This window comes from Magnetospirillum molischianum DSM 120 (assembly GCF_000294655.1).
GTDB classification, from domain to species: Bacteria; Pseudomonadota; Alphaproteobacteria; order Rhodospirillales; family Magnetospirillaceae; genus Phaeospirillum; species Phaeospirillum molischianum.
In genome coordinates this window covers 239,126-263,706 of sequence record NZ_CAHP01000020.1, presented here as the reverse complement: position 1 = coordinate 263,706, position 24,581 = coordinate 239,126, and the positions used below count along the sequence as shown (strand labels likewise).

Annotated in this window: 22 protein-coding genes; 8 read left to right on the top strand and 14 right to left on the bottom strand. The window is 57.2% G+C overall.

Annotated features, from left to right (window positions below; translation table 11 throughout):
* Positions 1-37: 37 nt before the first annotated feature.
* Positions 38-388 carry a zinc ribbon domain-containing protein YjdM gene (locus PHAMO_RS08695; RefSeq protein ID WP_002728475.1) on the bottom strand — a complete coding sequence of 117 codons (351 nt, stop codon included), beginning with the start codon at positions 386-388 and terminating at the stop codon, positions 38-40.
* A 213-nt stretch (positions 389-601) separates the two neighbouring features.
* Here PHAMO_RS08695 and PHAMO_RS08690 point away from each other — a divergent pair, with 213 nt between their 5' ends.
* Both PHAMO_RS08690 and PHAMO_RS08685 read left to right on the top strand, forming a co-directional pair.
* Positions 602-2,020, top strand: coding sequence for an MBOAT family O-acyltransferase (locus PHAMO_RS08690; protein WP_002728473.1), 1,419 nt, complete (start codon positions 602-604; stop codon positions 2,018-2,020).
* 6 nt (positions 2,021-2,026) lie between these two features.
* On the top strand, positions 2,027-3,031 hold the full coding sequence (locus tag PHAMO_RS08685; RefSeq protein ID WP_040566486.1) for a DUF1574 family protein: 1,005 nt from the start codon (positions 2,027-2,029) through the stop codon (positions 3,029-3,031).
* A gap of 25 nt (positions 3,032-3,056) precedes the next feature.
* Here PHAMO_RS08685 and PHAMO_RS08680 read toward each other — a convergent pair whose 3' ends face one another.
* Entirely contained in the window at positions 3,057-3,479 is a 423-nt protein-coding gene (locus PHAMO_RS08680) for a MerR family transcriptional regulator (protein ID WP_002728467.1), read from the bottom strand.
* Positions 3,480-3,547: 68 nt separating this feature from the next.
* Here PHAMO_RS08680 and PHAMO_RS08675 point away from each other — a divergent pair, with 68 nt between their 5' ends.
* The gene (locus PHAMO_RS08675; protein ID WP_002728463.1) at positions 3,548-5,755 is read left to right on the top strand and encodes a heavy metal translocating P-type ATPase; all 2,208 of its coding nucleotides are present in this window, start codon (positions 3,548-3,550) and stop codon (positions 5,753-5,755) included.
* 35 nt (positions 5,756-5,790) lie between these two features.
* Here PHAMO_RS08675 and PHAMO_RS08670 read toward each other — a convergent pair whose 3' ends face one another.
* The 3 genes from PHAMO_RS08670 to PHAMO_RS08660 form a co-directional block, all read right to left on the bottom strand.
* Positions 5,791-6,468, bottom strand: coding sequence for a class I SAM-dependent methyltransferase (locus tag PHAMO_RS08670; RefSeq protein WP_002728461.1), 678 nt, complete (start codon positions 6,466-6,468; stop codon positions 5,791-5,793).
* Between the two features lie 96 nt (positions 6,469-6,564).
* A complete protein-coding gene (locus PHAMO_RS08665) occupies positions 6,565-7,740 on the bottom strand; it encodes an MFS transporter (protein WP_002728459.1) in 1,176 nt (391 codons plus the stop codon).
* Positions 7,740-8,654, bottom strand: a complete 915-nt coding sequence (locus PHAMO_RS08660) for a DMT family transporter (protein WP_002728457.1) — start codon at positions 8,652-8,654, stop codon at positions 7,740-7,742. Before PHAMO_RS08660 ends, PHAMO_RS08665 begins: the two co-directional genes overlap by 1 nt.
* Before the next feature lie 181 nt (positions 8,655-8,835).
* Here PHAMO_RS08660 and PHAMO_RS08655 point away from each other — a divergent pair, with 181 nt between their 5' ends.
* The 3 genes from PHAMO_RS08655 (at position 8,836) to PHAMO_RS08645 (ending at position 11,637) form a co-directional block, all read left to right on the top strand.
* Entirely contained in the window at positions 8,836-9,342 is a 507-nt protein-coding gene (locus PHAMO_RS08655; RefSeq protein ID WP_002728453.1) for a MarR family winged helix-turn-helix transcriptional regulator, read from the top strand.
* Between the two features lie 59 nt (positions 9,343-9,401).
* A complete protein-coding gene (locus PHAMO_RS08650) occupies positions 9,402-10,283 on the top strand; it encodes an SPL family radical SAM protein (protein ID WP_002728451.1) in 882 nt (293 codons plus the stop codon).
* 331 nt (positions 10,284-10,614) lie between these two features.
* Positions 10,615-11,637 (top strand): NAD-dependent epimerase/dehydratase family protein, encoded by a 1,023-nt coding sequence (locus tag PHAMO_RS08645; RefSeq protein ID WP_002728446.1) that lies wholly within the window; start codon positions 10,615-10,617, stop codon positions 11,635-11,637.
* 18 nt (positions 11,638-11,655) lie between these two features.
* Here the strand turns inward: PHAMO_RS08645 and PHAMO_RS08640 are convergent, their stop codons facing one another.
* Positions 11,656-12,795, bottom strand: a complete 1,140-nt coding sequence (locus PHAMO_RS08640; protein WP_002728444.1) for a nucleotidyltransferase domain-containing protein — start codon at positions 12,793-12,795, stop codon at positions 11,656-11,658.
* Positions 12,796-12,817: 22 nt separating this feature from the next.
* A complete protein-coding gene (locus PHAMO_RS08635) occupies positions 12,818-13,570 on the bottom strand; it encodes a hypothetical protein (RefSeq protein WP_002728442.1) in 753 nt (250 codons plus the stop codon).
* A 179-nt stretch (positions 13,571-13,749) separates the two neighbouring features.
* Between PHAMO_RS08635 and PHAMO_RS08630 the strand changes: the two genes are divergently transcribed.
* A complete protein-coding gene (locus PHAMO_RS08630; protein WP_002728440.1) occupies positions 13,750-15,120 on the top strand; it encodes an O-antigen ligase family protein in 1,371 nt (456 codons plus the stop codon).
* A gap of 41 nt (positions 15,121-15,161) precedes the next feature.
* Here PHAMO_RS08630 and PHAMO_RS08625 read toward each other — a convergent pair whose 3' ends face one another.
* From PHAMO_RS08625 to PHAMO_RS08610, 4 genes are all read right to left on the bottom strand, one after another.
* Positions 15,162-15,860, bottom strand: coding sequence for a tetratricopeptide repeat protein (locus tag PHAMO_RS08625; protein ID WP_040566483.1), 699 nt, complete (start codon positions 15,858-15,860; stop codon positions 15,162-15,164).
* Positions 15,853-18,042, bottom strand: coding sequence for a GumC family protein (locus PHAMO_RS08620; RefSeq protein WP_002728436.1), 2,190 nt, complete (start codon positions 18,040-18,042; stop codon positions 15,853-15,855). The genes PHAMO_RS08625 and PHAMO_RS08620 overlap by 8 nt, the downstream gene beginning before the upstream one ends.
* A 43-nt stretch (positions 18,043-18,085) precedes the next feature.
* Positions 18,086-19,387, bottom strand: coding sequence for an outer membrane beta-barrel protein (locus PHAMO_RS08615; RefSeq protein WP_002728434.1), 1,302 nt, complete (start codon positions 19,385-19,387; stop codon positions 18,086-18,088).
* A gap of 161 nt (positions 19,388-19,548) precedes the next feature.
* The gene (locus PHAMO_RS08610; RefSeq protein ID WP_235720818.1) at positions 19,549-20,262 is read right to left on the bottom strand and encodes a metallophosphoesterase; all 714 of its coding nucleotides are present in this window, start codon (positions 20,260-20,262) and stop codon (positions 19,549-19,551) included.
* A gap of 185 nt (positions 20,263-20,447) precedes the next feature.
* Here PHAMO_RS08610 and PHAMO_RS08605 point away from each other — a divergent pair, with 185 nt between their 5' ends.
* Entirely contained in the window at positions 20,448-21,041 is a 594-nt protein-coding gene (locus PHAMO_RS08605; RefSeq protein WP_002728431.1) for a polysaccharide biosynthesis/export family protein, read from the top strand.
* A gap of 164 nt (positions 21,042-21,205) precedes the next feature.
* Here PHAMO_RS08605 and PHAMO_RS08600 read toward each other — a convergent pair whose 3' ends face one another.
* Genes PHAMO_RS08600 through PHAMO_RS08590 form a run of 3 tightly spaced genes read right to left on the bottom strand, consistent with a single transcriptional unit; the run spans position 21,206 to position 24,578 of the window.
* Positions 21,206-21,949, bottom strand: coding sequence for an FkbM family methyltransferase (locus tag PHAMO_RS08600; RefSeq protein ID WP_002728429.1), 744 nt, complete (start codon positions 21,947-21,949; stop codon positions 21,206-21,208).
* Positions 21,946-23,160, bottom strand: coding sequence for an O-antigen ligase family protein (locus PHAMO_RS08595; RefSeq protein ID WP_002728427.1), 1,215 nt, complete (start codon positions 23,158-23,160; stop codon positions 21,946-21,948). The genes PHAMO_RS08600 and PHAMO_RS08595 overlap by 4 nt, the downstream gene beginning before the upstream one ends.
* On the bottom strand, positions 23,160-24,578 hold the full coding sequence (locus PHAMO_RS08590; RefSeq protein WP_002728425.1) for an exopolysaccharide biosynthesis polyprenyl glycosylphosphotransferase: 1,419 nt from the start codon (positions 24,576-24,578) through the stop codon (positions 23,160-23,162). Before PHAMO_RS08590 ends, PHAMO_RS08595 begins: the two co-directional genes overlap by 1 nt.
* Between the last annotated feature and the right edge of the window lie 3 nt (positions 24,579-24,581).

Sequence of the window (24,581 nt, the reverse complement as noted above, 5' to 3'; positions counted from 1 at the left end):
CTCGAAAAGACCAATAATATTTAATATTCAATCTTCTTCAGGCTTTTTTGACGAATTCTGACTTCAAATTCATCGCACCGATGCCGTCAATCTTACAGGATATGTTGTGACCATCGGTCGCATCCACAAGGCGAATACCTTTGACCTTGGTGCCGCCCTTGACCACCAATGACGACCCTTTGACCTTGAGATCCTTAATCACAGTCACGGCATCGCCATCGCTCAGGACATTTCCATTAGCATCCCGCACCCCGGTATCCCCCGCGCCAACGTCACCGGCGGCGGCCTCGGGGTTCCACTCATGCGCACATTCAGGGCAAACCCACAGACTGCCATCATTATAAACGTTCTCCGAGTTGCACTCGGGGCATTTCAATCCATCAGTCATTGTCTACCTCGTCAATTGTAACGGGATCCTAATGCACTAACGCAGTGAAAGCCACCGAGGTTCACTCTCGGCGGTTCAACTGAACCATCCTCCCGCCCATGGAAGGTGCTGCTCCATCGTCGGCCTTCTCTCGGCCTTGAAAAAATAAGCTTTTCTGCATAGCATGCCGCCGCGAGGGAAATCGGATATATATTTACAAAAGAGGATTCAAGGTTGGTTTTCAATTCAGTAGAGTTCGGTTTCTTTTTCATTTTTGCTTGGATTATCTTTGTAGCAACGCCACAACAATGGCGCTGGGGAACCCTGCTCGGTGCCAGCGCTATTTTCTATGCGGCATGGGATTGGCGCTACCTGGGCCTGATCATGGGGTTGGCGTTCATCGCGTTTGTGTACGGCCGCTGCCAGCACTTTGTTACGCGGAAGCTGACCGCTCTAGCTGTATTTATAATATTGATTCCATTAATTTTTATTAAATACTCGAACTTTATTGTTGATATTTTACTAGAAATTGAAATATTTTTTGGAGAAAGAGATCCGCACTTCGACCCATTATCATTGATCCTTCCCCTTGGAATTTCATTCTACACATTCCAGCTCCTCAGCTATTGCCTTGACGTCCGCGCTGGACGCTGCGCACCCGTTGGAAATTACTTCAAGCTTCTCCTTTATCCTCTTTATTTTCCTCACCAAATCGCAGGCCCAATCGTCCGCCCCCATCTATTGCTGAGCCAGTTTGGAAGCATCCATCTCCCCGATTCCGCCCGCATGTCTTTCGGGCTAAGGATCTTTTTGTGGGGTTTATTCAAGAAAGTATTTGTAGCCGACAGGCTGGCCGTATTGGTCGATTCTGTCTATGCAGATCCGAGCATGTTCCATGGAGCAGGATCATGGCTGGCATTCTACTTCTTTGCCATTCAGATCTATTGCGACTTCTCTGGCTACACAGACATGGCCATCGGCATCTCTCACATGTTTGGGATAAATTTGTGTGAGAATTTCCGCCGCCCCTACTTTGCCACATCTATCAAGGATTTCTGGTCTCGCTGGCATATCTCCCTGTCCACTTGGTTCAGAGACTATGTCTATATTCCCCTGGGTGGGAACCGGCAGGGCATGGTGGGCTGGGCTGGGGCAATCCTGGTCGTATTCGCCGTCAGCGGCCTTTGGCACGGAGCGAACATAACTTTCCTTTTGTGGGGGCTGTTCCACGGTGGCTTGTTCCTGGGCGAGCACACCTTGCGTTGGCTCACCTCGGAGAGGATCAGGCGATGGTTCGCAGAACCTGCCGGAAAAATGATCCTACGATTAGCCGTGTTCCATCTTGTGGCCTTGGGATGGGTCTTGTTCCGATCGCCATCGTTGGCTGACGCGGGCGCAATCTTGAATGGTATGGCCAGCTTCGGCAATTTTGGGGCACTCAATCAGATCCTCCCCCCGACCCAGATGGCTCTGGCGGCAAGCGGCATTGCCATCGTTTTGTTGGGCGATGCCATGATGGAAGCGCGCGGACGCTTTACCATCTCGCAAATGTCACTGCCCTTACGCTGGGCCGCCTATTGCGCCGTTATCTTCCTGGTCGCTTTGTTTCCGGGTTCGAACGCGACCAAGCAATTCATCTACTTTCAGTTTTGAACGGTCATGATGCGCAACACGGCAATCAAGGCGATAGTTTTCATATCAATCTTATTTGGAATAGACAGATCAATATATCAAGCAGGCGTTTACTTACGAGATCATAGCCACCTACAGGCAAAGCTTGATATCGTATTTAATCGAGACATCCAGCCTGTCGTGGGAATTTTTGGGAGCTCTCGATCCTATCACCATTATGATGCCGAGATGCTGGGGGAAGCGACAGAACAGAGCGTCTTCAATTTCGGTGCCGATGGCGCTAATTTCGATCAGCAGTTCCTCACCCTCAAGATATGGCTGGAATCGGGCCACCACCCAAAGCTGGTGATCTTCGAAGCCGATCCAGAAAGCCTTAATCCAGCTTCACTACATTTTGACACGACGCAGTTCAGGGAATGGGCACTGGAGAACACGCAGATACATGATCTTTTTCTACCGGAAACCTTCCCGAAAAAAGAGTTGGAAGCTTTTTTCGCGCGTTATGTTTTGAAATCCAGTGTGCTTGCCAACCGCTTGCCGGAGCTATTTCGGGCCTGGACCAACCGCAACAATCCCGGCTGGCTTTGCTTTGGCCTCGGTGATTGCCGTTACAGGCAAGGCAGTCTACTGATGCCGCCACGAGACTGGACCCCGCCCGCGGTTCTTAGTAGCGCCGATTATGCACTATCGGCCAAACGACAAGCCGGGTTTGTCGAACTTGTCGAAATGGCGCAGCGCCACGGCATAAAGGTTCTTCTGATCGAGACGCCTCGCTACGATGTTGACGACACCCTGGGAGAAGATACCCGACGTCAGACGAGGACTTTCTTTTGTGGCCTGACTGAAAATCGCCCGGACGTCGTTTACGCAGATCTAAGCAAAATCAATGGATTGGATAAAGATCCTCAAAACTATGTAGACGCAATGCACCTTAATATCTCCGGTGCCGAAGCCTTTACGTCAGGCGTAATCCCTCTTGTCAGGGCCATGCTTGTCGGGCAGAGCACAGGAGAGCGCTGCCTCCTCCCCTGAGCACAGACGCCAGGGGCGGCTCTCGTCAATGGGTCGGGTGCTCGCACTGTCCGTGATCGGTCAGAACCTCGATCACCCGGCATTTGGCGATGGTTCCATGTGAACAGCCCACGATCATCCGTTCGAGTTCCGTCTGAAGAGCTTTCAGGCGTTCGATACGCTCCACCACGTCTTGAAGCCGTTGGCGTGCAATGGAATCAGCCGGAGAGCACGATTGTCCAGGGTTGTCCTGGAGATCGAGCAGCGTCCGAATCGCATCGACTTCAAATCCCAGTTCCCGAGCGTGGCGGATGAAGGTCAACCGCTGGAGACACGCCTGATCATAGACACGGCGGTTCCCCTCGGTACGAGGTGGCTCGATCAACAATCCAACCTGTTCGTAATAGCGGATCGTCGGGACCTTGACACCGCTAACACGGGCAGCCTCTCCGATCGAAACTCCAGACATTTTCGAACTTGCTCCTCTAGTGACTAGAGATTGTAGCCTCGTCGCAAATGACAGGCAAGGACGGCCCCATGAACATTATGCCGAAGACCCGTTTCCGCATCGAGGGCGTAGATTGTGCCTCATGCGCCACCAAGATCGACACGGCAGCCCGGCGGATTCCCGGCGTAACGGATGTCCTGATATCGGTCTCGACCCAAACCCTATCGGTGACGCACGCGCCCGACACAGACCTTGAGGCGCTTGTAAGAAAAATCGGCGGCCTGGGTTACAGGGCCACCCCCTTGGACGCCACCGCGCACCCAGTGATTGCCACCGGCGGACATACACACGGTCCGTCTTGCGCTGGACATCACCACGACCATACCCATGAGCATGGCCATGAACATGAACATGGCCCGAGCGTCCCGTCCTGGTGGTGGTCACCTAAGGCGCTGCTGACCATCGCAAGCGGCGCATCTCTGCTGACGGCCTACGCGGTCGGCCTCGCGCGACCGCAATTCGAGTTCTGGGCTTTTCTCCTCGCCATCGCGGTCGGCATCGTTCCAATTGCCCGGCGCGCGGTGATGGCGGTCCTCGCCGGCACACTGTTTTCGATCGAATTGCTGATGACGATCGCGGCGGCTGGAGCGATCGCCATCGGCGCGACAGAAGAAGCAGCAGCCGTGGTGTTCCTGTTCCTGGTCGGCGAATTGCTGGAAGGCGTTGCCGCCCAGCGCGCCCGCAGCGGCATCCAGGGGTTGGCAGCACTTGTGCCGAAGACCGCCCGCCTGGAGACGAACGACACAATCGAAAACGTGGCAGCGGAAAGTCTGACGGTCGGTGCAATCGTCGTGATCCGCCCTGGCGACCGCATCCCCGCCGATGGTCAGATCACCGATGGTGAAAGCGCCATCGATGAATCCCCCGTGACCGGCGAAAGCATGGCGAAAAGCAAACGACCCGGCGATACGGTCTTCGCCGGCACGGTCAACGGCGACGGTGTGCTGCGCGTCCGTGTAACCGCTGCCGCCGCCGACAACACCATTGCGCGTGTCGTCAAACTGGTGGAAGAGGCTCAGGAAAGCAAGGCACCAACGGAGCGGTTCATCGATCGCTTCTCACGCTGGTACACTCCGGGCGTGGTGGCCGTCGCCGCCCTGGTCGCCGTCGTTCCGCCGCTCGCCTGGGGAATGGACTGGTCGGCCTGGACCTACAAAGGACTGGCGATTCTTCTGATCGGCTGCCCTTGCGCCCTGGTTATCTCGACCCCGGCCGCCATCGCTGCCGGACTTTCAGCAGGGGCACGACGTGGCCTCTTGATGAAAGGCGGTGCCGTGCTGGAGACAGTCGGCCGTATTACCGCCATCGCGTTCGATAAAACCGGCACGCTGACCGAGGGCAAGCCTAAGATCACCGATGTGACCGGATTTGGCAGCGAAACGGCCGGGACAGTTCTTTCGCTTGCCGCCGCCCTGGAAACTGGGTCGAGTCATCCATTCGCCCTCGCCATCCTCGCCGAGGCGCACACCAAAGCCATGGCAATTCCGGCATGCACCGATTCCGCCGCGATACCCGGCAAAGGCGTGAAAGGGGTCATTGGCACTGACGAGGTATTCCTCGGCTCTGCTTCGGCCGCCACCGCCCTCTCCCCGATCGGAACGGCCGACACCGCCAGGATCGCGGCGCTGAACGCCGCGGGCAAGTCTGTATCGGTGGTGATCCGCAATGGTACGGCGGTCGGCCTGATCGCCATGCGCGATGAGCCGCGGGCCGATGCCCGACGTGGCCTTGATGCGCTGAAGGCCGCTGGCGTGACGCCGGTAATGTTGACCGGCGACAATCGCGCCACCGCCGAGGCTGTCGCTGCACTCCTCGGCATCCCGCCCCGTGCGGAACTCCTGCCACACGACAAGCAGGACATCATCCGCGAGATGCAAAGCCGCGGCGAGATCGTCGCGAAAGTCGGCGACGGCATCAACGATGCGCCCGCTCTCGCCGCCGCCGATGTCGGCATCGCCATGGGCGGCGGAACCGACGTCGCCCTTGAAACCGCCGACGCCGCCATTCTGCACGGCCGCGTGATGGACATCGCCGACATGGTTGGCCTCTCGCGCACCGTGATGTCCAACATCCGACAGAACATCACCATCGCCCTTGGCCTCAAGGCCGCGTTCCTGGTGACAACCATTGTCGGCCTCACCGGGTTGTGGCCAGCCATTCTGGCCGATACCGGCGCAACGGTGCTGGTCACAGCCAACGCCATGCGGCTGCTGCGTTGGAAAGGCAGCGCGGTGTGACGGTAAAGGCTTATTCGCCGACAATCGCGTAAGCGCTATCGGCGTAGCGAAAATTCGACGAGGAGAGGAAAATCCGGTCCCCGTTTCAAGACCTTGTTCGGAATCGGCCCCTGGAAATCGCGTGGCCGCCATTCCCGGCATTCGGCGATTTGTAGACCGCTTGATGCGGCAGCATTCAGGTAGTCAGAAAACTGGTGTGGGAAGGTCGGCATCTCCACGATCTTCCCACCATCGCGGAAATGAGCCGCCACATTGCTCAGAGACATAAAGGGGTGGATTTCGATGATCGCAATTCTGCCCGCCGCCCGGAGAAGACGCCGCGCCTCACGCATCGGCGGCACCAGATCAGCGACGTGTTCCAGCGTCAACGAGAAGAGCACCAAATCGGCGGAGCCGTCTGGCAGCGGCAACGGCCGGGTCATGTCTTGGTGCAGAAGCACCAGCGTTGGATCGCGAGTCCGCGCCTGGTCCAGCATGCCGGACGAAAGATCGCAGCCAACCAGCTTGGCCGCACCGTGCTGCTTAAGCTTCAGAAGATTGCGCCCCGTCCCGCAGCCGAATTCGACGACAATCTGCCCACCCACATGATCGGCCAGCCGCTGAACCACTTGACCCGCACCGAATACCATTGGGTTGTCATAGCTGTCATAGACGCCAGACCAGCGATCATAAGCCTCGGCGACAGGCAGAAAGACCGTCGTTTCAGACATCATGCATCACCTCGACGGTATCGTTCGGAAGTCCCGCCATCGTAACAGGCGGGTCTGCACGAGAAAGCCTTCCTTTCGTAAGATACCCAACCGGATCAATCACGCTTCTCTACGGCGGATCAGGGAAATCCGCGACTGGGGCGAGAACCGTGTGGCAATTCCAATTATAACCACGATGCCCAGCGCCATCAGCGTCCACGCATGGGAAAGGTCGGCAAATCTATCGCGGATGGCACCGGCCAGGAAAGGCATCGCACTCGCCAGGATATATCCGCCCCCCTGAACAAAGCCCGCCAGCTCTCCGGCCCGAATAGGGTCATCGACATGATCCAGAGTGACGATCAGCGAGAGCGGGAATAGTGCGCCAATCCCTACCCCAAGCAACGGTATCGCCAGCAGAACAAGAGATAACGGTTCAACAATTAGACAAATCACCCCTGCCAACGCGCAGAGCAGGACGATAATCAGCGGGCCTCGCCGATCCGGGAATCGGCCGATAAAAGCGGAAACGCAAAACCCTGCCACGACCTCCATGACGGTCAGACCCGCAAGCAGGTAGCCGCTGATTTCACGACTTTGACCAAGCCCCATAAAAAACGGAGGCAACCAGGCGAGAACAAGCGTGTAGGCACCGGTCCCAATCCCGAAGAACAGCATCAACAGCCAGGCACGGCCGCTCCTCCAGAAGGCGCTTTTAGCCTTACCCGGTGTTGATCTGGTGTGTTCCGCCGGTGCGGGATAGACCAGCCAGCACAACGCCGCCACCGCAGCCGGAAGCGACCAAACGGCAAGGGCGGCCTGCCAGCCGAAGCTCTGCGCCAACCCGGCGGCCATGGCGGCGGAAACTGCCGCTCCCGCCATGATGCCGGTCGTGTAGAGGCCCATCGCCCGGCCCGTGTTGGCACCGAAGCGCCCTTTGATAACGCCGGGAACGAGCGCCTGGACAATCGCAATCCCCAGCCCGGCACCAATAGCGGTCAATAACATGCCGGAGGTATCGTTCCAGACCAGCCGACTTCCGCAGGTTAAGGCGATGAGGACGATACCGAGCGCGATTCCATTCTTTTCGCCCAGCAACAGGCGGAGATGCCGCCCAGCGAAGGCGCCAAGCCCCATAAAAAAGACCGGCAAAGTGGTAAGAAGCCCCGCCCCCGCCGAACTAAGACCGGTGGAATGCTCGATAAGATCGAGCAATGGCCCGAGTCCCGCCATGACGGGCCGAAGGTTCATTGCCAGAAGGATGATCACGATCAGTATCGCGATGTGATTTCGCATCAGCGCATCCTCCTGCTGACGAATACAATGCCAATGAAAATGAGACCGAAGGCAGGGACCAGGATTATGGGAACGGCCTCCGCGAGAACGAGAACGGCAAGCAGCTTGCCGACACAAGCGCCAATCCAACCGATCTGGCTGAGGCCGACCGGCCCGCTCAATTTCTGGAGCACAAAGAACAGCGCATAGGTGGCCGCAACGGCGGTCATCTGGGCAAAAAGCAGCATTGAGGCGGTACGATCCCAAGCCACCGGCGACAGCGGTATACCGGTAAAGACGACCCAAAGCCCGATGATCGCTGCCGCCGCCAGCAACATGACGGGCGCCAGCAAGCGGGGAGAGGCTTCTTTCGGCCAGTCAACGGTGCGGTAGATATTTCCCGTCGCGATGATGACGGGGGCCATCAGGGCAAGGCCGATCCAAATCCAGAGACCGTCTTGTGCGCTCGACTGCGACAGGGCAAGCAAAACCGCACCGCTCAAGCCAAGTATCATCCCGCCGATTCCCTTGACCGAAGCGCGATCCATTCCGAGAAAAAGCGCGATTCCATAGGTCAGCATCGGAGGGAACGCCAGACACAATGACACGAAGCCCGCGCCAACATGCGGGATCGCTGAAAAGGACAGCATGTTCGGCAGAGCGAAACTGATCAACCCCGAGATCAGTGCATAGCGCAACAGCGGTAGAGACGGTTTCGGACGTTCGCCCGCCAGACCGGCAACCCCCGCCAGCAAAACGCCGCTCCCCAGAGCAGACCAGAACAAAAAGGCGATCGGGTTCCAGCCCGACCTGACGGCGAGACCAGCCAGGACCGTCGTCAGCCCGAGCAGGCTGCCGGTGGCCAAAAGGCACAGGATCGGTTTCAGCGCAGACGGCATGCAAAGCCCCGCTGCGCCTTGGGCTGGCGCGTTCATGACGGACCTCAATGAGGCGGAACGCCAAAGGCAATTGCCTTCAAGCGTCTTGATGGCTAGAATCTAGCCACAAAGTTTCTTGATATCAAGATATTTGGCGCCATCCCGGCAACACGCGCGACCATGCGCTCCGCATCGGTCGATGTGATATAAAAAGCCTCACACCACCCGGTATTACAGAATGACAAAGCTGAACACGACAAACGACCGCGCAGCCGTCGCCGCCAGCCAGTGGCGGCGCGAACGGCCGGATATTGATCCGTTTCCAATGGAAGTCCTGGGCCGCCTCACTGAGCTGACGCAAATCCTGACCCGCGACCACCTGAATCCGCTTTTTGCCCGCTTCGGATTGCAGAATGGCGAGTTCGACGTCCTCGCAACACTGCGTCGCTCCGGGACTCCTTATGCACTAACCCCCACGGCACTCTATGAGGCGGCAATGATCTCCTCTGGCGGGATGACGGCGCGGATTGATCGGTTGGAAAAGGCTGGACTGATTGAGCGCCGGAAGCACCCGACCGACCGACGCGGGACGCTCGTCGCCCTAACCGAAAAAGGAAAAACCGCTATAGACGATATATTACCTGAGCATATTGAAAATGAATTAAATATTCTACGACACATAACCCAAGAAGAAACCATTGAATTAAACAAAATTCTTAAAAAGATGATCGAAGGAATAAATTAAATTTGATCGATTTATTATTTAATAAAATATTTTTATGAAATTTTATTAAGGATAATTCGATGAATATAAAAATTGTCGAGACTACGGCAAAATCGATTATCAGCGCCTCAAAGATTCCAGATGCCGATTATGTTGTTAATCCATATACCGGGTGTTCTTTTGCATGCAGCTATTGCTACGCCAGCTTTATGGGGCGTTTTGTCGGTGAGCCAATAGAAACATGGGGCAGCTATCTTTACGTTAAGACAAATGCTGTCGAATTGTTTGAGAGGGAACTTGCCAGATTTTCCACGGCCCGGCGTAAATCGTCAATTTTCCTCAGTTCGGTGACCGACGCTTGGCAGGGACCGGAGAAGAAATACCGCCTTGCCCGCGGCATCCTGCAAGTCCTCTCGAAAACGCGGTACCCTGGTCCTGTGTCGATCCTCACCAAAAGCCCGCTTGTCCAGGATGACCTTGCGACCATCGCGAGCCTCCCGGCCCCGGACGTCGGCGTGACAATCACATCCACCGACGATGCTATCAGTCGCGCTTTCGAGGTCCATGCGCCGTCGGCCTCCTCCCGCATTGAAGTCCTCAGGACCTTTAACAATGCGGAGATCCCCACCTACGCATTTATTGGGCCGTTGTTCCCTCATTTCAGATTTCTACCAAACAAACTGGAAGAACTGTTCTCCAGAATCGCAGAAACAGGAACGAAAAGAATCTACGTCGAACAGATCAATCTCTCGGCCTATATTCGTAAGCGCCTTGATACAGCCATGCGTGAAAGCGCGCCGGATCTTGTTGCCGCCTACACCAGCGCGGATGAAGCCGAGCATCGCCGCGCCCTTGAGGAGATGGTCCAGTCCATGGCCCCCCGTCACGGCCTGACGATTCGACGTAGCACCGTTATCGATCACCGAAGGGATGCCAAAGCGATAAAAGACCTCTTCCAGTGACTACCCACGAGGAACCGCCGAAAAGCATGTCTAGTCTTAATAAGGTCATTTATATCAAATAGATAACCTACGGCAAGATAGCGATGACGGCGATGCCGTGACCAACCAAAGGCAGTAAATTGCAATTGACATTCAGGCTTAGGCCGGGATACCCAGAAAGGCCTATATTCGTAAAACTCCGCTCTAGGATCTTTCCTGCAAGTCTCTCAGCCCCCCGTGCTGTACACCAGAAATGCGATGGTGCGGTGACGCACAAACAACACCGCCCAGAACGATAACAGCTCCTCGTCGCCAAATCGAACGGGAGAAAAGAATGAGGAGCTTCGCTTAGATGAATGCTTTGGACCGCATTCTCGACAAAGACTCGCTCATCGTAATCGGCGGCGCCGGAGGCTTCATTGGCGGCCACCTGATGGCGGATTTGCGCCGCCAAGGCTTTACCCGGCTGCGTGGAGTCGATATCAAGCCACTGAACTTATGGTTCCAACGCTTCGATGGCATCGAGAACCTGTCTCTTGACCTGCGCGACCGCGAATCCTGTCGCATCGCCGCCGATGGAGCCGAGGCTATTTTCAACTTGGCCTGCGACATGGGCGGCATGGGGTTCATTGAGACCCATAAAGCCGATTGCATGCTGTCGGTTTTGATCAATACCCATATGTTGATGGCGGCGCGGCAGGCTGGGTGTCGGCGATACCTCTACAGTTCCTCGGCCTGCGTCTATGCCAGCGAGAAACAGGACGCTCCCGACGTTCCCGCCCTGAAAGAAGCCGACGCCTATCCCGCCATGCCCGAGGATGGTTACGGATGGGAAAAGCTGTTCAGCGAACGCATGTGCCGCCATTTCTCGGAAGATTATGGTTTAGATACCCGCATCGTGCGCCTGCATAACGTCTATGGTCCGCTCGGCACTTATGACGGCGGGCGGGAAAAGGCACCGGCCGCTATTTCCCGCAAAGTGCTTGAGGCAAAGCTGTCCGGTAACCACGCTATCGAGATTTGGGGCGACGGACAGCAGACTCGTAGCTTCATGTATATCGATGACTGCATCCACGGCCTACAGGCGCTGTTCGCCTCGGACTTTACCGCCCCCATCAATATCGGCAGCGCCGAAACCGTCAGCATCAATGGGTTGGTGGACTTGGCGGAAAGCTTGGCCGGGGTACGACTTCAGCGCCGCTACGATCTTTCCGCCCCCAAAGGCGTTCGTGGCCGCAGCAGCGACAACACCCTGATCCGCTCGGTTCTCGGCTGGGAACCCTCGACATCGTTGCAGCAGGGAATGACGCAAACCTACACCTGGATCGAACAACAAGTCCTGAGTGGGGGGAACCCCATTTACCGGCATGGCTGACGCCATCACACATTCGACCTACCGGCTGCGAGACCGGGCACACCGAATCGCGTAAAGAACCGAACGCGTCACCGCACAGGGAAGACGCCAGTACCAGGGCCTCTTGCCCCGATCGGTGTAAACCGGACGGAATAGATCGTCTCGGAGTTCGGCCAGTACATAGCACCACCCTCGCCCCAAGAGATAATGCGAAAGATTAGCACGCGTCAGGTTGGTCCGAAAACCGTGCGCTTGCCCCTCCGAGGCTTCCTCGGCCAGAGCCTCCTCGGCCATTCGCAACAGGATGCGAACACCCCGGTCGCCTTCCATCCCCGCCACGGCGGGAGGCAGCGGCACCTTCATTAACCGATGAGCCAGAACCAAACCTTGCGTTACCGGCCGCCACAGCCCGTGGGACTCTGCCGCCAGGATCACTCCGGCCATCCGCTCCGGCGGTAGTTGCTCCACCAGGAACGCAATATCGGCCAGCCATTTTAGCCGGAACCAGCAATGGCGGGCGCCGTGAACGAACAGATAAAGCAGCGAGAAATCATCGGGCAGGACCGGCACCGATCCCCCTCCCCCGATATCCATTTTCTCCCATGCCTGTGGCGATGGCAGCACCGGCAATTGCCAGCGGTTCTCGGTCAGGTGCCAATGCAGTTCCAAGGAAATGCCGGTCACGTCATGAACCAGCTCCACGTGGCAAAAATCCACATGTCCAGGCACCGGACGGTAGCTATTCTCGGCCAGCAGCGCCAAGGCCATGTCCAGGTGACACGAATCCACCAGCAAATCCACGTCCCTGGAATGACGCACGGCTAAATCGCCGTAAAGCTGGCACGCCAGAGGCGCACCTTTCAGCACCACGACGGGGATGTTATTGGCTTCGAAGAGGCGGACTATTCTGATGGTCTCGGCCGCCAGACGGAAACTGGCTTCCCCCGCCCGACGGGAAAAGCGGCGCAAGGCGTCGAGGACATCTGCGTCCATCGCCGCCTCGGTGGACAAAGCCCGCCAGACCAACGCACTGATCCGATGCCGACGAACGATACGAAGAAAGCGCGGCCAGTCGCCTACACGAGCCGCCAGGGCGGACAGATAAGCCCGGTCTGGATGCGGGTGGCAACAAGCCGCCGCCAGAAAAAACTCCACAGACCACACCGCCTCGCCGGTCATACCTGGATCAGCCCCCCCACAGTCAACCGGGACTGACCACTTTATTTACTTCAGTAACAGGCGGAACAGTGGGCTGCGCGGGGGTCTTGTTATTCGGCGTATTGAAGTCGGTTCGATTAGACAGAATTTTGGCGATATCCGAACCATTGTTCGGATTTGACTGATTGAGGTTGTTTTGCGTCGAGGCCGAAACCAGCAAAGTGTTCATCGCCGCGGCCGTATTGGGAGAAGCTGCCTGCACCGACTGACTGTTCGCCGTCGTGAAGGAGTTAGCCATGACCTGGATCGCCGCCGCCGGATTGCTGGCGTAGACACCTGGATTGGAAACCAGCGAAACGGAACCGAGCGCCACCTGAGCGCAAACCAGCGGCAAGATTCGCTGCGCTTCGGGATTGATGATGATCCGGGCCGCCGTCGTCGCCACCTCAAGCGCCTGAACCGGACTGGACGAGTTCACCGCCGACTGCTGTACCATTTGCACCGCCGCCGCAGCGGCCGCAAGTGCCGCTTGCGGATTGGTCGGTAGAATGCTTTCGGCCGCGTTCACCACCCCGGTGGACAAAAGAGCCTCCCGAGCCGGGTCGCCCCCGGACAGGGTTGCGATGGACTGGCTGATAAGTTGCGAATTGCCCGACAGCACAGCCGCCCGCAAGGCCGGAGGCAACTGCGCCATAGCAGACACCCCCGGCTGCTGGGCCCAAACATGCTGAGAAAGCGCTCCAACGGCGAGACCTGACGCCAACGTCAGGACCATAATGCGCAACAATCGCTTCATGAGAGCCTCTTCGCCAGTGACAATAGCTTGCGGCAGCTTGCATTTTAGTTGTTTTTTACTTTTATCATGAAAACTCTAAATATAAAAGGTTCGCTCATTGCGTTCTAGCATCGCGCAAAGGTAGCGAAAATGCGCCAAAGCACGTAAATTCCAGCGGACATCGATACCGGAAAAAACGTATGCCATCCGCCAACACCACGATTTTCCGCCTTCTTCTGGGCTTGGTCGTACTGGCCCCCTTGCCGCTAGGGGCCAATCGCCCGGCCAGTTGGAGTTTCGCAGCCTTGGCGGTCGGCACCCTATTGCTGGCATGGGCCGCTCTGGTGGCGGCAGGTAGAGCCAACGCTCCACTCTCCATGAGTCGCCTATGGCCTGTGGCTGTTCCTTTTGCTTTGACACTGGTCTGGGCGGCCCTGCAAACCGTGACGGTAACGCCACAATACTGGCATCATCCTTTGTGGAACGAATTAGCGACGGCAACAGCCCCCCTTGCCGCGCAATCGGCAATCACCCTGGATCCGGCCATGAGTCGCACCGCGATCATGCGCCTTGCCTGCTACGGCGGTATTTTCTGGCTGGCAGCCCAATTAGGCCGAGAACGTGAGCGCGCCAGGGAAACGGCAAGAGTTCTGGCGGTGGCGGGAACGATCTATGCCTGCTATGGGTTGGCGGTCTATGCCAGTGGAAGCGAGACGATCCTATGGCTGGACAAAGACGCTTATCTCGGCGATTTAACATCGACTTTCATCAACCGAAACGCCTATGGGGCCTATGCCGGTATCGGCTTGCTGTGCTGTCTGGCGCTGTTTGTTAACGCGCTGCGCCATTTATGGAACTCTCCCGGCAGCTTGCGGGATAATGCCGATACCATCATCGTCAAAGCCTTGCCGTTTCTGGCCGCCGCCGCGCTGATCTGCACCGCCTTGATGCTGTCCCACTCCCGCGGAGCGTTCCTGTGCTCTGGCCTGGCTATCCTCGCCCTACTGATCTCGCTATCGATTGCCAAAGTCGTACCACCGGCACGGTCGGCTGCCGTCGCATTCGTCGTCCTGATCGTCATGTCCGCCATCATCATTGGCAACGGGGAACTGACTTTCGAGCGGTTCGGCAATAGCCAGGAATCGAATGACGAACGGACGGCGATCTATGATCTGGTTTTCGCCGCGATCGGCGCCGCCCCCTGGACTGGCTACGGCTTTGGCGCTTTCGCCCCAGCGTTCCGCTCCTATGTCGATACCACGCTGCCACTGCCCGAGGCGGTCGATATGGCCCATAATGTCCATCTCGAACTGGTCATGGATCTGGGCTTCCCTGGTGCCATCTGCCTATATCTGAGCCTGACGGCAATTATTATCGTTTGTCTGCGTGCCCTGGTCCTGCGGCGGCGCGATCAGGTCTACCCCGCACTGGCACTGGCAGTTACCGCCCTCTTGGGACTTCACGGGATGATGGATTTCAGCGTGCAGATGCCAGCCATTGCCATGACTTACGCCCTGATCCTCGGCGTGGCTTTCGCCCAAAGCTTCAACACCGCGAAAAAGCGCCCCTAATCTCACCGAAGCAATGTGCGACGGATCAAACGCAACGTGCGTTAACGGGCATGGCGAAGGCTGAACGCATCCATCTGCGCCTGGGTCAGATTGGCCAGACTGGAGCGAACAAAGGCGCCATAAGCCGGGTTGGCGGCTAAACGGGTGATCGCATCCACATCCAGAACCCAGGTCAAGCAGACTTGGCGCGCCAACATGTCTTGCGTATCGGCGTCCAGAGCCGAACGCAGGGCAAACCCCAACTCCAACCGACTGACCATCAGAGGAGGCACCACCGCCCCCGTCAACAGCGACATGCGATAAGCCTTGGCCGCTTCCGCCGAATCGCCGACCTTATAGCGTAACCACGCCAACCGAGCCCAAGCCACCGGTTGGGCCGGTGCCTCCTCCAACCCGGCAAGGGTTGCAGCCGCCGCCTCACGCAACAGCGACAGCCGTTTTTCGGCGTTATCGGCCCCCATGGCCTGCTGCAACAGAAGATATCCGCGCCCGGTCTCGACCTCGCCTTCCGGATACCAGTCGTGCGCCATGCTCAAATCGACTGCCGCAGCAGCCAATTGCCCCTCTCGAACCGGCTTCCCCTGATAGAGATTCGACAACACATTGCGCGCATCGAGAGACAGCATGGCTGAAATCAGCCGCGGCGTAGCCGTTACGACCAGCGCCAACCCCAATGTCGCGGCAACGATTGTCGGCGCAAGATGATTACGGACGAGCGCCTTCGCGTCTCTATTATCCATAATAATCCCGATAACGGCCATAATAACTTCCGTAATCACCATATGAGTATCGAGAATACTTACGCATATCCACCTGGGACAAGACTATTCCGTGTGGATTTATTCCAGTCTCGCTCATCATCTTAAGGCCGTTGCGGATCGCGTCGCGTGGCGTGTTGTTCCACTTGACCACATAGATCACCCGATCGGCGAAACGGGCAAAAATACGCGGGTCCGCCACAGCCAGAACCGGGGGAAGATCGACGACGATACGGTCGTAATGCGGAGCCAATTGGGCCAGCATGGCTTCGACAGCCGGGGCGCTGATCAGGTCGGCAACGCTTTTGAGGTGACCGGCGGGCAAGAAGTCCAACCCCTTCCCGACACCGCGCACGACCGCCTGCTCCAAGGTCGTCGTGCCAGCCAGAACCTGAGCCAACCCGATTTCCTCGTTCAAACCGAACGAGGCATGCAGACGCGGCCGATGAAGATCGCCATCGATCAGCAAAACCCGCCCTTCTACCCAAGACAGGCTGATCGCCAGGGACTGGGCAATAAACGTCTTCCCTTCCTTAGGCATCGAGGAGGTGACCATCACCACTTTGGCCCCGTCTTCGCCGCCTAGGTTGAGGGTGATGCGCAACGAGCGCAACGCATCGGCCAGAGCCGAACGCGGCTGGTCCGCCATATCCTGCATCAGGTTACTATCGGCACCGTTATGCAAGGGGATCACGGCCAAGGCCGGTAACCCGGTCAGTTCCTCCGCTTCATCGACAGAACGGACGGCATTATCCAATCGATCGAGAATCAGCACCAGGGCAACGCCCCCCAGCAGCGACGCCAGCAAAGCAGCCAGCAATACCGAGAGCTTGCGCGGATAAGAGGGCTGCGTCGGAATGGTTGCGGGGGATATCACCCGTGCGTTAGCGCGTTTCACCCGATCTTGATCGACATCGCGCTTAAAACGAGACAGGAAAGATTCGTAAAGGCCGCGATTGACTTCGGCTTGGCGTTCCAATTCACGCAGCTTGACCTCGGCACCGCCAGCGACATTGGTCTGCCCGCGCAAATTCTCCAGTTCCCGCTCCAAAGTATGCACACCGGAACCAGCGACCTGAACGTCATTTGCGGTTGAATCTGCGTATTTGCGAACTTCATGGGCAATCTTGGCCCGCAATTCCGACAGGTCCGCGTTATAGCCGATAATCTTGGGATGGCGATCTCCCAAACTCTTGCCCGCTTCCGAGATGACTCTTAGCAGCACCGTCTCCTGCTCTCGCAAGCGCTGGATCAGCGGCGATTGCAACACGTCGGCCGCAGTTTCAACGCTGCCCTGCGAGCGAACAAGGTTCCGAGCCTGCTCCAGCTTGGCCTGCTTCTGCGCCAGTTCGGTCCTGGCTATAATCAAGCGCGAATTCAGTTCGGACATCTGCTGATCGGTTACCGTCGATTGGCGGTCGCCTTTGCGGCGCAAATTATAAGTCGAGCGGTAACGTTCAGCCGCCGCCTCAGCGACCTCGACATCGTGACGCAGGCTTTCTAACCGTTCGCCCAGCCATTCCGCGACTCGGCGCGAATTTTCGAAGCTGGATTCGAGGCGGTCGTCGAGATAAAGCTCGGCCAGCGTATTAGCGAGCAGGCGCGATTTTTCTCTGCTTTCCGACGAGAACTGAGCCGAAAACACGTAAGACCGGCGTTGTGAATACACTTTCAGCTTTCGCCGAACGGCAACAGCAACCTTCTCATGCAGGATTTCTTTTTTCGCGGCCTCGCTCATCTGGCTGGTGTCTGTGGACGCAGCCGTTAGACGGGACAGCCATCCCAATGGATTGATCCATCCCAGGATCTCCTCCAAAGGCTTTGGCTCGCGCAAGGCCCGGTTGAATTCGGGATCGGCGACCAGATTCAGCTTATCCACCAAACGGCGAATCAACATACTGGATTGCAAAACCTCGGACTCGGTTGCCACCAGAGCCTCGGTTGGAGCCTGGCGGAACTGCCCGCCGCTGCGCTCCAGCATTAACATTTCCGAGGCTTCCGGCCCCTCGACCATCAACTTGACTTCCGCCGTGTACAACGGCGTCGCCTGCATCAGATAAAGGATGGTTGGCAGCAAGCCCAGCAGGATACAACCAAGAACCAACGCCTTGCCACGCCAGAGAACGCGGACAAATTGACGGAGCCTGACGCGAATATCGCCCATGGAATTTTCAGACGCACGGACAGCTTCTGGCGATTGGGTCAAATCAGAACCTCAGCCCCAAGCGCACCATGGTCGTTGTCTGTTCGTAGCCCATACTATCGACGCTGCTCCGCCTGATGCGTTCGGCCAATTCACCCCTGGCAAAAACCTCCGGGGTGAAAGCATAGGTCACCGTTCCTCGCGCTTCGCTGACCCACTCGGATTGACCGGCACCGCTATACTCGTTGCGGGTCAAACTGGCGAAACCAGTCAGGATGATATTGCGCTGCAATTCGTGACGCACCAGCACCGATCCGGCCGTCCTGACCGCACCTGATGCTGACGTGGTGGTGGTTTCCTGTACCGATCGCTCCAGCGCCGGCACCACCATGGTCAACTGTGTCGGGGTCCAATTCAAAGCCACCTTGACACCGATGCCGGATGAACTCCGCAATGCCGAGGAACTATAGTCCTGATTAAAATACCCGACCAGAATATCACCCTTGATCAACTGGGAGATATCCAGGCCCAAGCCACCTTCGACCCGGTAACCAGAACTACTCCGGTCGATTCTATTGGCATCAAGCTCGTCGTACTCGCGTTGATTTTCCGACACCTGCAACACACCCGAATAACCGGGGCTGAATTCGTAGGCACCACGTTGAGTAAAAGTTATTTCGGTTCTATCGCGCAAATTGCTGCGTACGATGGAACCGTCATTCGTATCCACGTTTTCGAAAGTCAGACGATCGACGCCCACCGCCCCCGTCAAGGTCAGTTTATTCAGCACCTGTTTGACACTGAGCAACGTATTGATGGTATCGGTCGGAGTCGGCCGCGACGCCGCCGCCACGGCATCGGAACTGCTGCGATCCTCATGCCCGTGAGCAAGATTGCCAGCCAGCTTGATCTCTGTGGTTTTGGTTGCATTGATGCGCCCGTCGGCGCTCACATGCCCATCGGTGCGGCTGTCATCATGATAGGTCGCGTAGTCATACCGATCGAGGCCGCCGCTGAGTTCCAGCGCATGCACCGGGAAACGCGACTGCAAACGAAACTGCGGATGGACCGAGGTAATCCAATCGCCCTTCGAATTGTTCTGAACGGCGAAGACGTTGGAATTGTAGGTCTCACCCACTTCGATCTGCGGAAAGAACAGAAAGGTGCCGAGATCAACGCCCTTGGCGTCATAGCTTTCCGACACCCGATTGACATCGCTGGCACCGGTTACATCAACGGTATCGGATTGCCGTACAGTGCGGGATTCAGACGGCTTTTGCTCGGCCTGAGCAGGTCCGGCCGCAATCATGACCGCAGCAAATCCGACACTGCTCAATAACTTCAACCGGAGCAAAGCGTTTTTCATTGTCATCCGCTCCATTTGTTAATCTGCAACCAGCCGAAAGGCTATATATATTAAAAATTGATCTACTTAAATAACATGTCGCGTCAAGCCTGAAAAGTTGCCAGATTCAGCAAACGAGACAAAATGAGCGTCCGTCGTCAGACGCACGGTCAGGCCACATGTCAATATCTCGAACCAGGATGCTTGCTCACTTGAATAAAACGACGCACGCCATCCTTCAGCGCCAACGCAGTTAAAATCCCTGACGCGTATGCACCGGTATCAATAGCTACCCGATTATGTAGACTTTCCGGGGAATCGACAATGGTATGGCCATGGACCACAACCTTTTCATGCTGCCGCTTCGACTGTAAAAAGGCGGCGCGGATGGTCGTGAGATCCTCTCGCACCTGGCGTCTCAGCGCCCGGCCGGGACGGATACCTGCGTGAACGAAAACATAATCACCCAGAACCAGCATCGGCTCCAGAGAACGCAGGAAGACAAGGTGATGAGGCGGGATAAGGCTCAGAGCCTCGTCGCGCAACCGCCGACAACGCCCAGGATCGGTAGCGCCGAACGACGCGCGCACCCCATAGCTGGCCAGGGTCTCGACACCGCCAAATCCCAGCCAGAGCGCCCCCTTGGCTGGATCGTCGAGAAAGTCGAGCATGGCCTGCTCGTGATTACCGAGCAGCATATGGCTATGCAGTCCGTGCGGCAGCGGTTTAGACAGGCACTCCAAGACCCCCCTGCTGTCGGGGCCACGATCCACATAATCGCCCATGCCGACCACCAGCGGAACACAATCGGGATAATCGCGGGCGTCCTCGGCAATCCGAGTGAGCATCCGCGCAAGCAATTCGGCCTCGCCATGAACGTCGCCGATAGCGTACACAATGGTTCCAGGAGGCCCTTTGGCCACACCCGCAGGCGGACCTTCTCCCATAATTTTCCGCCTGAGTGCGCTCATACCATTTAGCACCGCCGACACCATTGCGTTGCACATGCGGTCTCGGTTATCTCAAATCCCATGAGTTTCCGCCAGCCAGCGATTTGGCCCAGTCCGTCAAAGGATATGTAATGACATCCCAGTCGAACCGACGCCGTTTCTTCGGAACCCTGGTCCTGGTCGCTTCTATCGTTGTGGGATTGAACGGATGCAGCGTCAGCCTGCCCTCCGAGATGGCCCCCACAGTCGTTGAAGGACCGAACGAAGGCTATTTGCTGGAACCCGGCAACAAGGTCCGAGTCACCGTCTTTAGCGAAAGCAACCTGTCGGGCGAATTCCTCGTCGATCCCATCGGCAACATCGCCATGCCTTTGGCTGGCACGGTGCCAGCCATGGGCCTGACCGCCAAGGCGCTGGCTCTGCGTGTCGCCGATGTGTTGAGCCGGGCCGGCTATCTGCGCGATCCCAAGGTCGCCGTGGAAGTCATGACCTTTCGTCCCTTCTACGTCCTTGGTGAAGTTCGTCAGCCGGGAGAGTTTGGCTACACCTCTGGCGTTACCGTACTGGGTGCCATTGCAAAGGCCGGTGGCTATGACTATCGCGCCAGCAAAGGCGAAGTCGTGCTGATCCGCCAGGTCCAAGGTGTCGAAAAGGAATTGCGCGCCACCGAACGCACACCAGTTCTGCCCGGCGACATCATCAAGGTGGTCGAGCGCTATTTCTGACCGCCCCCCCTCGACCCTAAAGCCGATTCCATTTGAATGGAATCGGCTCTCAATACCGGCCAACCCTCGATTTGACCCGTTGGCCGGTATCGGGCCGCCATGGATTTTGAACAGTTTTCCGTCTATCCGATACGTGTCCACACGAGTCGCATCGGAGTTTGGTCTCACGCTTCCTTGACGAACAGCAGGTCCACCTGAACCGCCCGGCCCGCCGCGTCGCGGCCCGGCTCCCCTAATCCGGCCAAACGGAAACCGTGAGCATTCAACCACGCATCCACGGCACCAGCCAGAGGCTGACCCGTGTACAATGGAACGAAAGAAACCTCGACCAGGACATGGGAAAAGCGGTCGATAATCTTTTCCGCCCCCTCCAATACGGCTAATTCGCCGCCTTGCACGTCCAATTTCAACAAGGCCGGTGCGACTACGGACGATGCCGACAACACGGAATCCAGCCGTTCGAGCGCAACCTCGTCCGTCCTGGCCCGAGCGGCCCCCCGACAATAGCGCAACTGCAATTCCCCCGCCGGCAACAGCGATGAATTGTCCGATCGATGCGACACGAATAACGGGACGAAACCGTGGCTTGCGCCCAGAGCCAACTGAAATGAATGAAAGCGGGAATCATCCGCCATCAGCCGCTCTAATGTCGTGGCTGCAAAAACTTCCGGTTCGAAAGCGTGGATCGTGGCTTGCGGCCACAAGGCTCGCGCCAGCAAGCTGAATTGCCCTCGATTAGCTCCCACGTCCACCACCGTCGCCATTGTCAGCGTGGACAGTAGTGGCCAGTGCTCCACCGTCGCGGCGACGCCATGGCGCAATCCACGACGAAACAGCGGGACAGGCAGCAAGAACAACAGTTTTCGAAACTGATGCCAGCGCCGCCGCAATGACATCAGCGCACTCATGCTGATTTCGGCGAGGCCGCCGAGGCAAATGCGACCAGAAAGAACATTGCCGACAGCGGATTGCCCACATTGAGGCTCAAGCCCTCGAATATCCCATATATCCAATAGACGGAGATGGTCGTGATTACGTAACTGGCTGAAGTCACTTGACCTTGGCGGCCCAGGCGCACCCCATAGGCTACCCCCCACAGGGAAAAACCGACGAAACCGGCCAAACCGATCAGGCCGGTTTCACTGAGCAGGGTCAAAGGCAGATTGTGGGCACGGTTCATATCCTCAGAGCCCCCCAATTCCAGGTCGTGCATGAAGCCCAACCCAAAGAGCGGATAGTCCAGCCACTGTTCCCAGGCTTCCCGCCAGACTTCGGAGCGGCCGGAGAAGCCACTGTCCAGGCCACGGTTGGCATCGTCGAGCAGCAACAATTCCCGCGAGATGAATGACGTCAACGACGAGCCGTAAACCAGCAACAGCAAGCCCGCCGCCACACCGCCGATCACCCAGCCTCCCGAACGGCGTTTCGTTTCCTCTCGGTTCATCGCGCCCAGCACCCCCCGGCAGGCATACCCGATCCCGAAAGCGGCAATCACCCCCAGCAAGCCACCGCGAGATTCCATCAGCCAGCAAACGAACACACAGAACGCCGCCAAACCGATACGCCGCGTTATTGATGACAGACCACACCCGGCCACGGCAATAGCAGTGGCCAGCAATCCGCCGTAATTGGGATGCAGCCCCATCTCTTCCAAATCGAAAGCACTACGGCGTAGGGACAAGACAAAGCCAAAATCCGAACTGTTCACGGAAAGAACCAGAACAAGAACAGTCGAAATCATCAATGTCAAAATCAGGAAGGCGAACATGCTCCGATAGATTACATCGGCTGGACGATGCAGTATTAATCCTCCCAGCACCCCATAGAAAGCAACCACTGCCAGAATTTTAGGCAGGCGCGGCTCATCATAATCATTAACCAGCAGACTGAGTTCCGGCGGAACCGCGATCAGCAGGAACATCAAAACGATGCGAATGACCACATTAACCTGGAAGTGCTCCATCAGCAGGAGCGCCCCCAGAATAGTCAGGATAAGCACTGAAATTCCGTAAAGGAGTTGCCAATGATCGGGCGAAAAGAATACCAGAAGCGGCGAGGAGGCGATCACGACGGCAAGCATTGCCTGGATGAGAGCCGTAGCCATAGGCGTAGACGGCATCAATAGGCTCCCTTGCGCAACAAAACAGCGGGAATGGTTTTTATCAAAATAAGGATATCAAGCCACAAAGACCAGTTCTTCAGATACCATGTGTTCAGACGAACCCGCTGGGCGTATTCCAAATTGTTACGACCGCTGACCTGCCACAACCCGGTTATCCCCGGCTTACCCTGGATATAATAACGTAATTCAGGACCATAGGCCTCTGCCTCCACCACAGGAACCGGACGAGGCCCGACCAAACTCATGTCGCCTTTCAAGACGTTCAATATCTGCGGCAATTCGTCGAGACTGAACGATCGCATGAAACGCCCCACCGGCGTGATGCGGGGATCCTGGCGCAATTTACGAGTGGCCTCCCACTCCGCCCGGACCGCAGGATCGTCCCTCAGCAGCCGCTCCAGAACTTGGTCCGCCTGCGGAACCATGGTGCGAAACTTCAGACAATAAAAATACCGGCCATTACGTCCGATACGCTGATCCCCATAAAAAACAGAACCACCATCGCGGCGAACGGCCAAGGCCAGCCCCAACAACAAAGGCGAGAGCAACACGGTCAGGAACATCGCGCCTAACCAATCGAATGCAGCCTTGATAAGTCGGGCGGTAACTCCCTGTCGGCCACCTTCCATCAACAGAAGAACGTCGTGACCGACCAGATAAAAGGCGTGCAACGATAAAACCGGTAAGCCGGACAGGCTTTGTACACACAGAAAAGGAAGACCTTCCAAGGCCAGCCGGGCGATGGCATCACGGTGGCGGACCATTTCGGCCTCTTCCGCCGCCAGCACCACCATGGAAGCCTGATGGCGGATACAGGCATCATGCCATCCGTTTGGATTGTGGCCGTCGATACCGTTAAATCCCATTGAGGCAACCACCCGAAACCCAAGATGAGGTTCGGACTCCAACAATGCCTCGGCCTCGGCAATGCGATGGCGGTCCCCGACCACCAGCACCCCGATCGTCCATACCCCCAGCTTATCCATGAGATTGCGGGCCAGCCATCTGGCCGTGGGGATCGCCCCGATAGCCAAAATCCAGGTATTGACCAGCCAAAGGCGCGAGAACACCTGTTGCAGCGCGAATTGCAGAAAACCGGCGCACAACAAGGCGACCAAACACCCGATCAGAACCTGATAGCTTTCGATCCAGAACGGTTGACGACGAGTGTAATGGCCCCGATGCCAGAACCACCCCATCAGGGCGGCGGCAAAGAAACCAATCTCACCGGGCCGCGTCATTGCCGTATCCACAAGGAGATCGGCATAGCTGCGCCCTTCGGCAAAACGGCTGAAGATCAGCACGACCAGACCGGCCAGCAGGTAAGACAGTGCCAACGCAGCCAAATCGGCCAGAATAAAGAACAAGGCCCGAGCCACCTCGGCGCGGACCTTGTTAAAGTGAAGTCTCGTCACGCG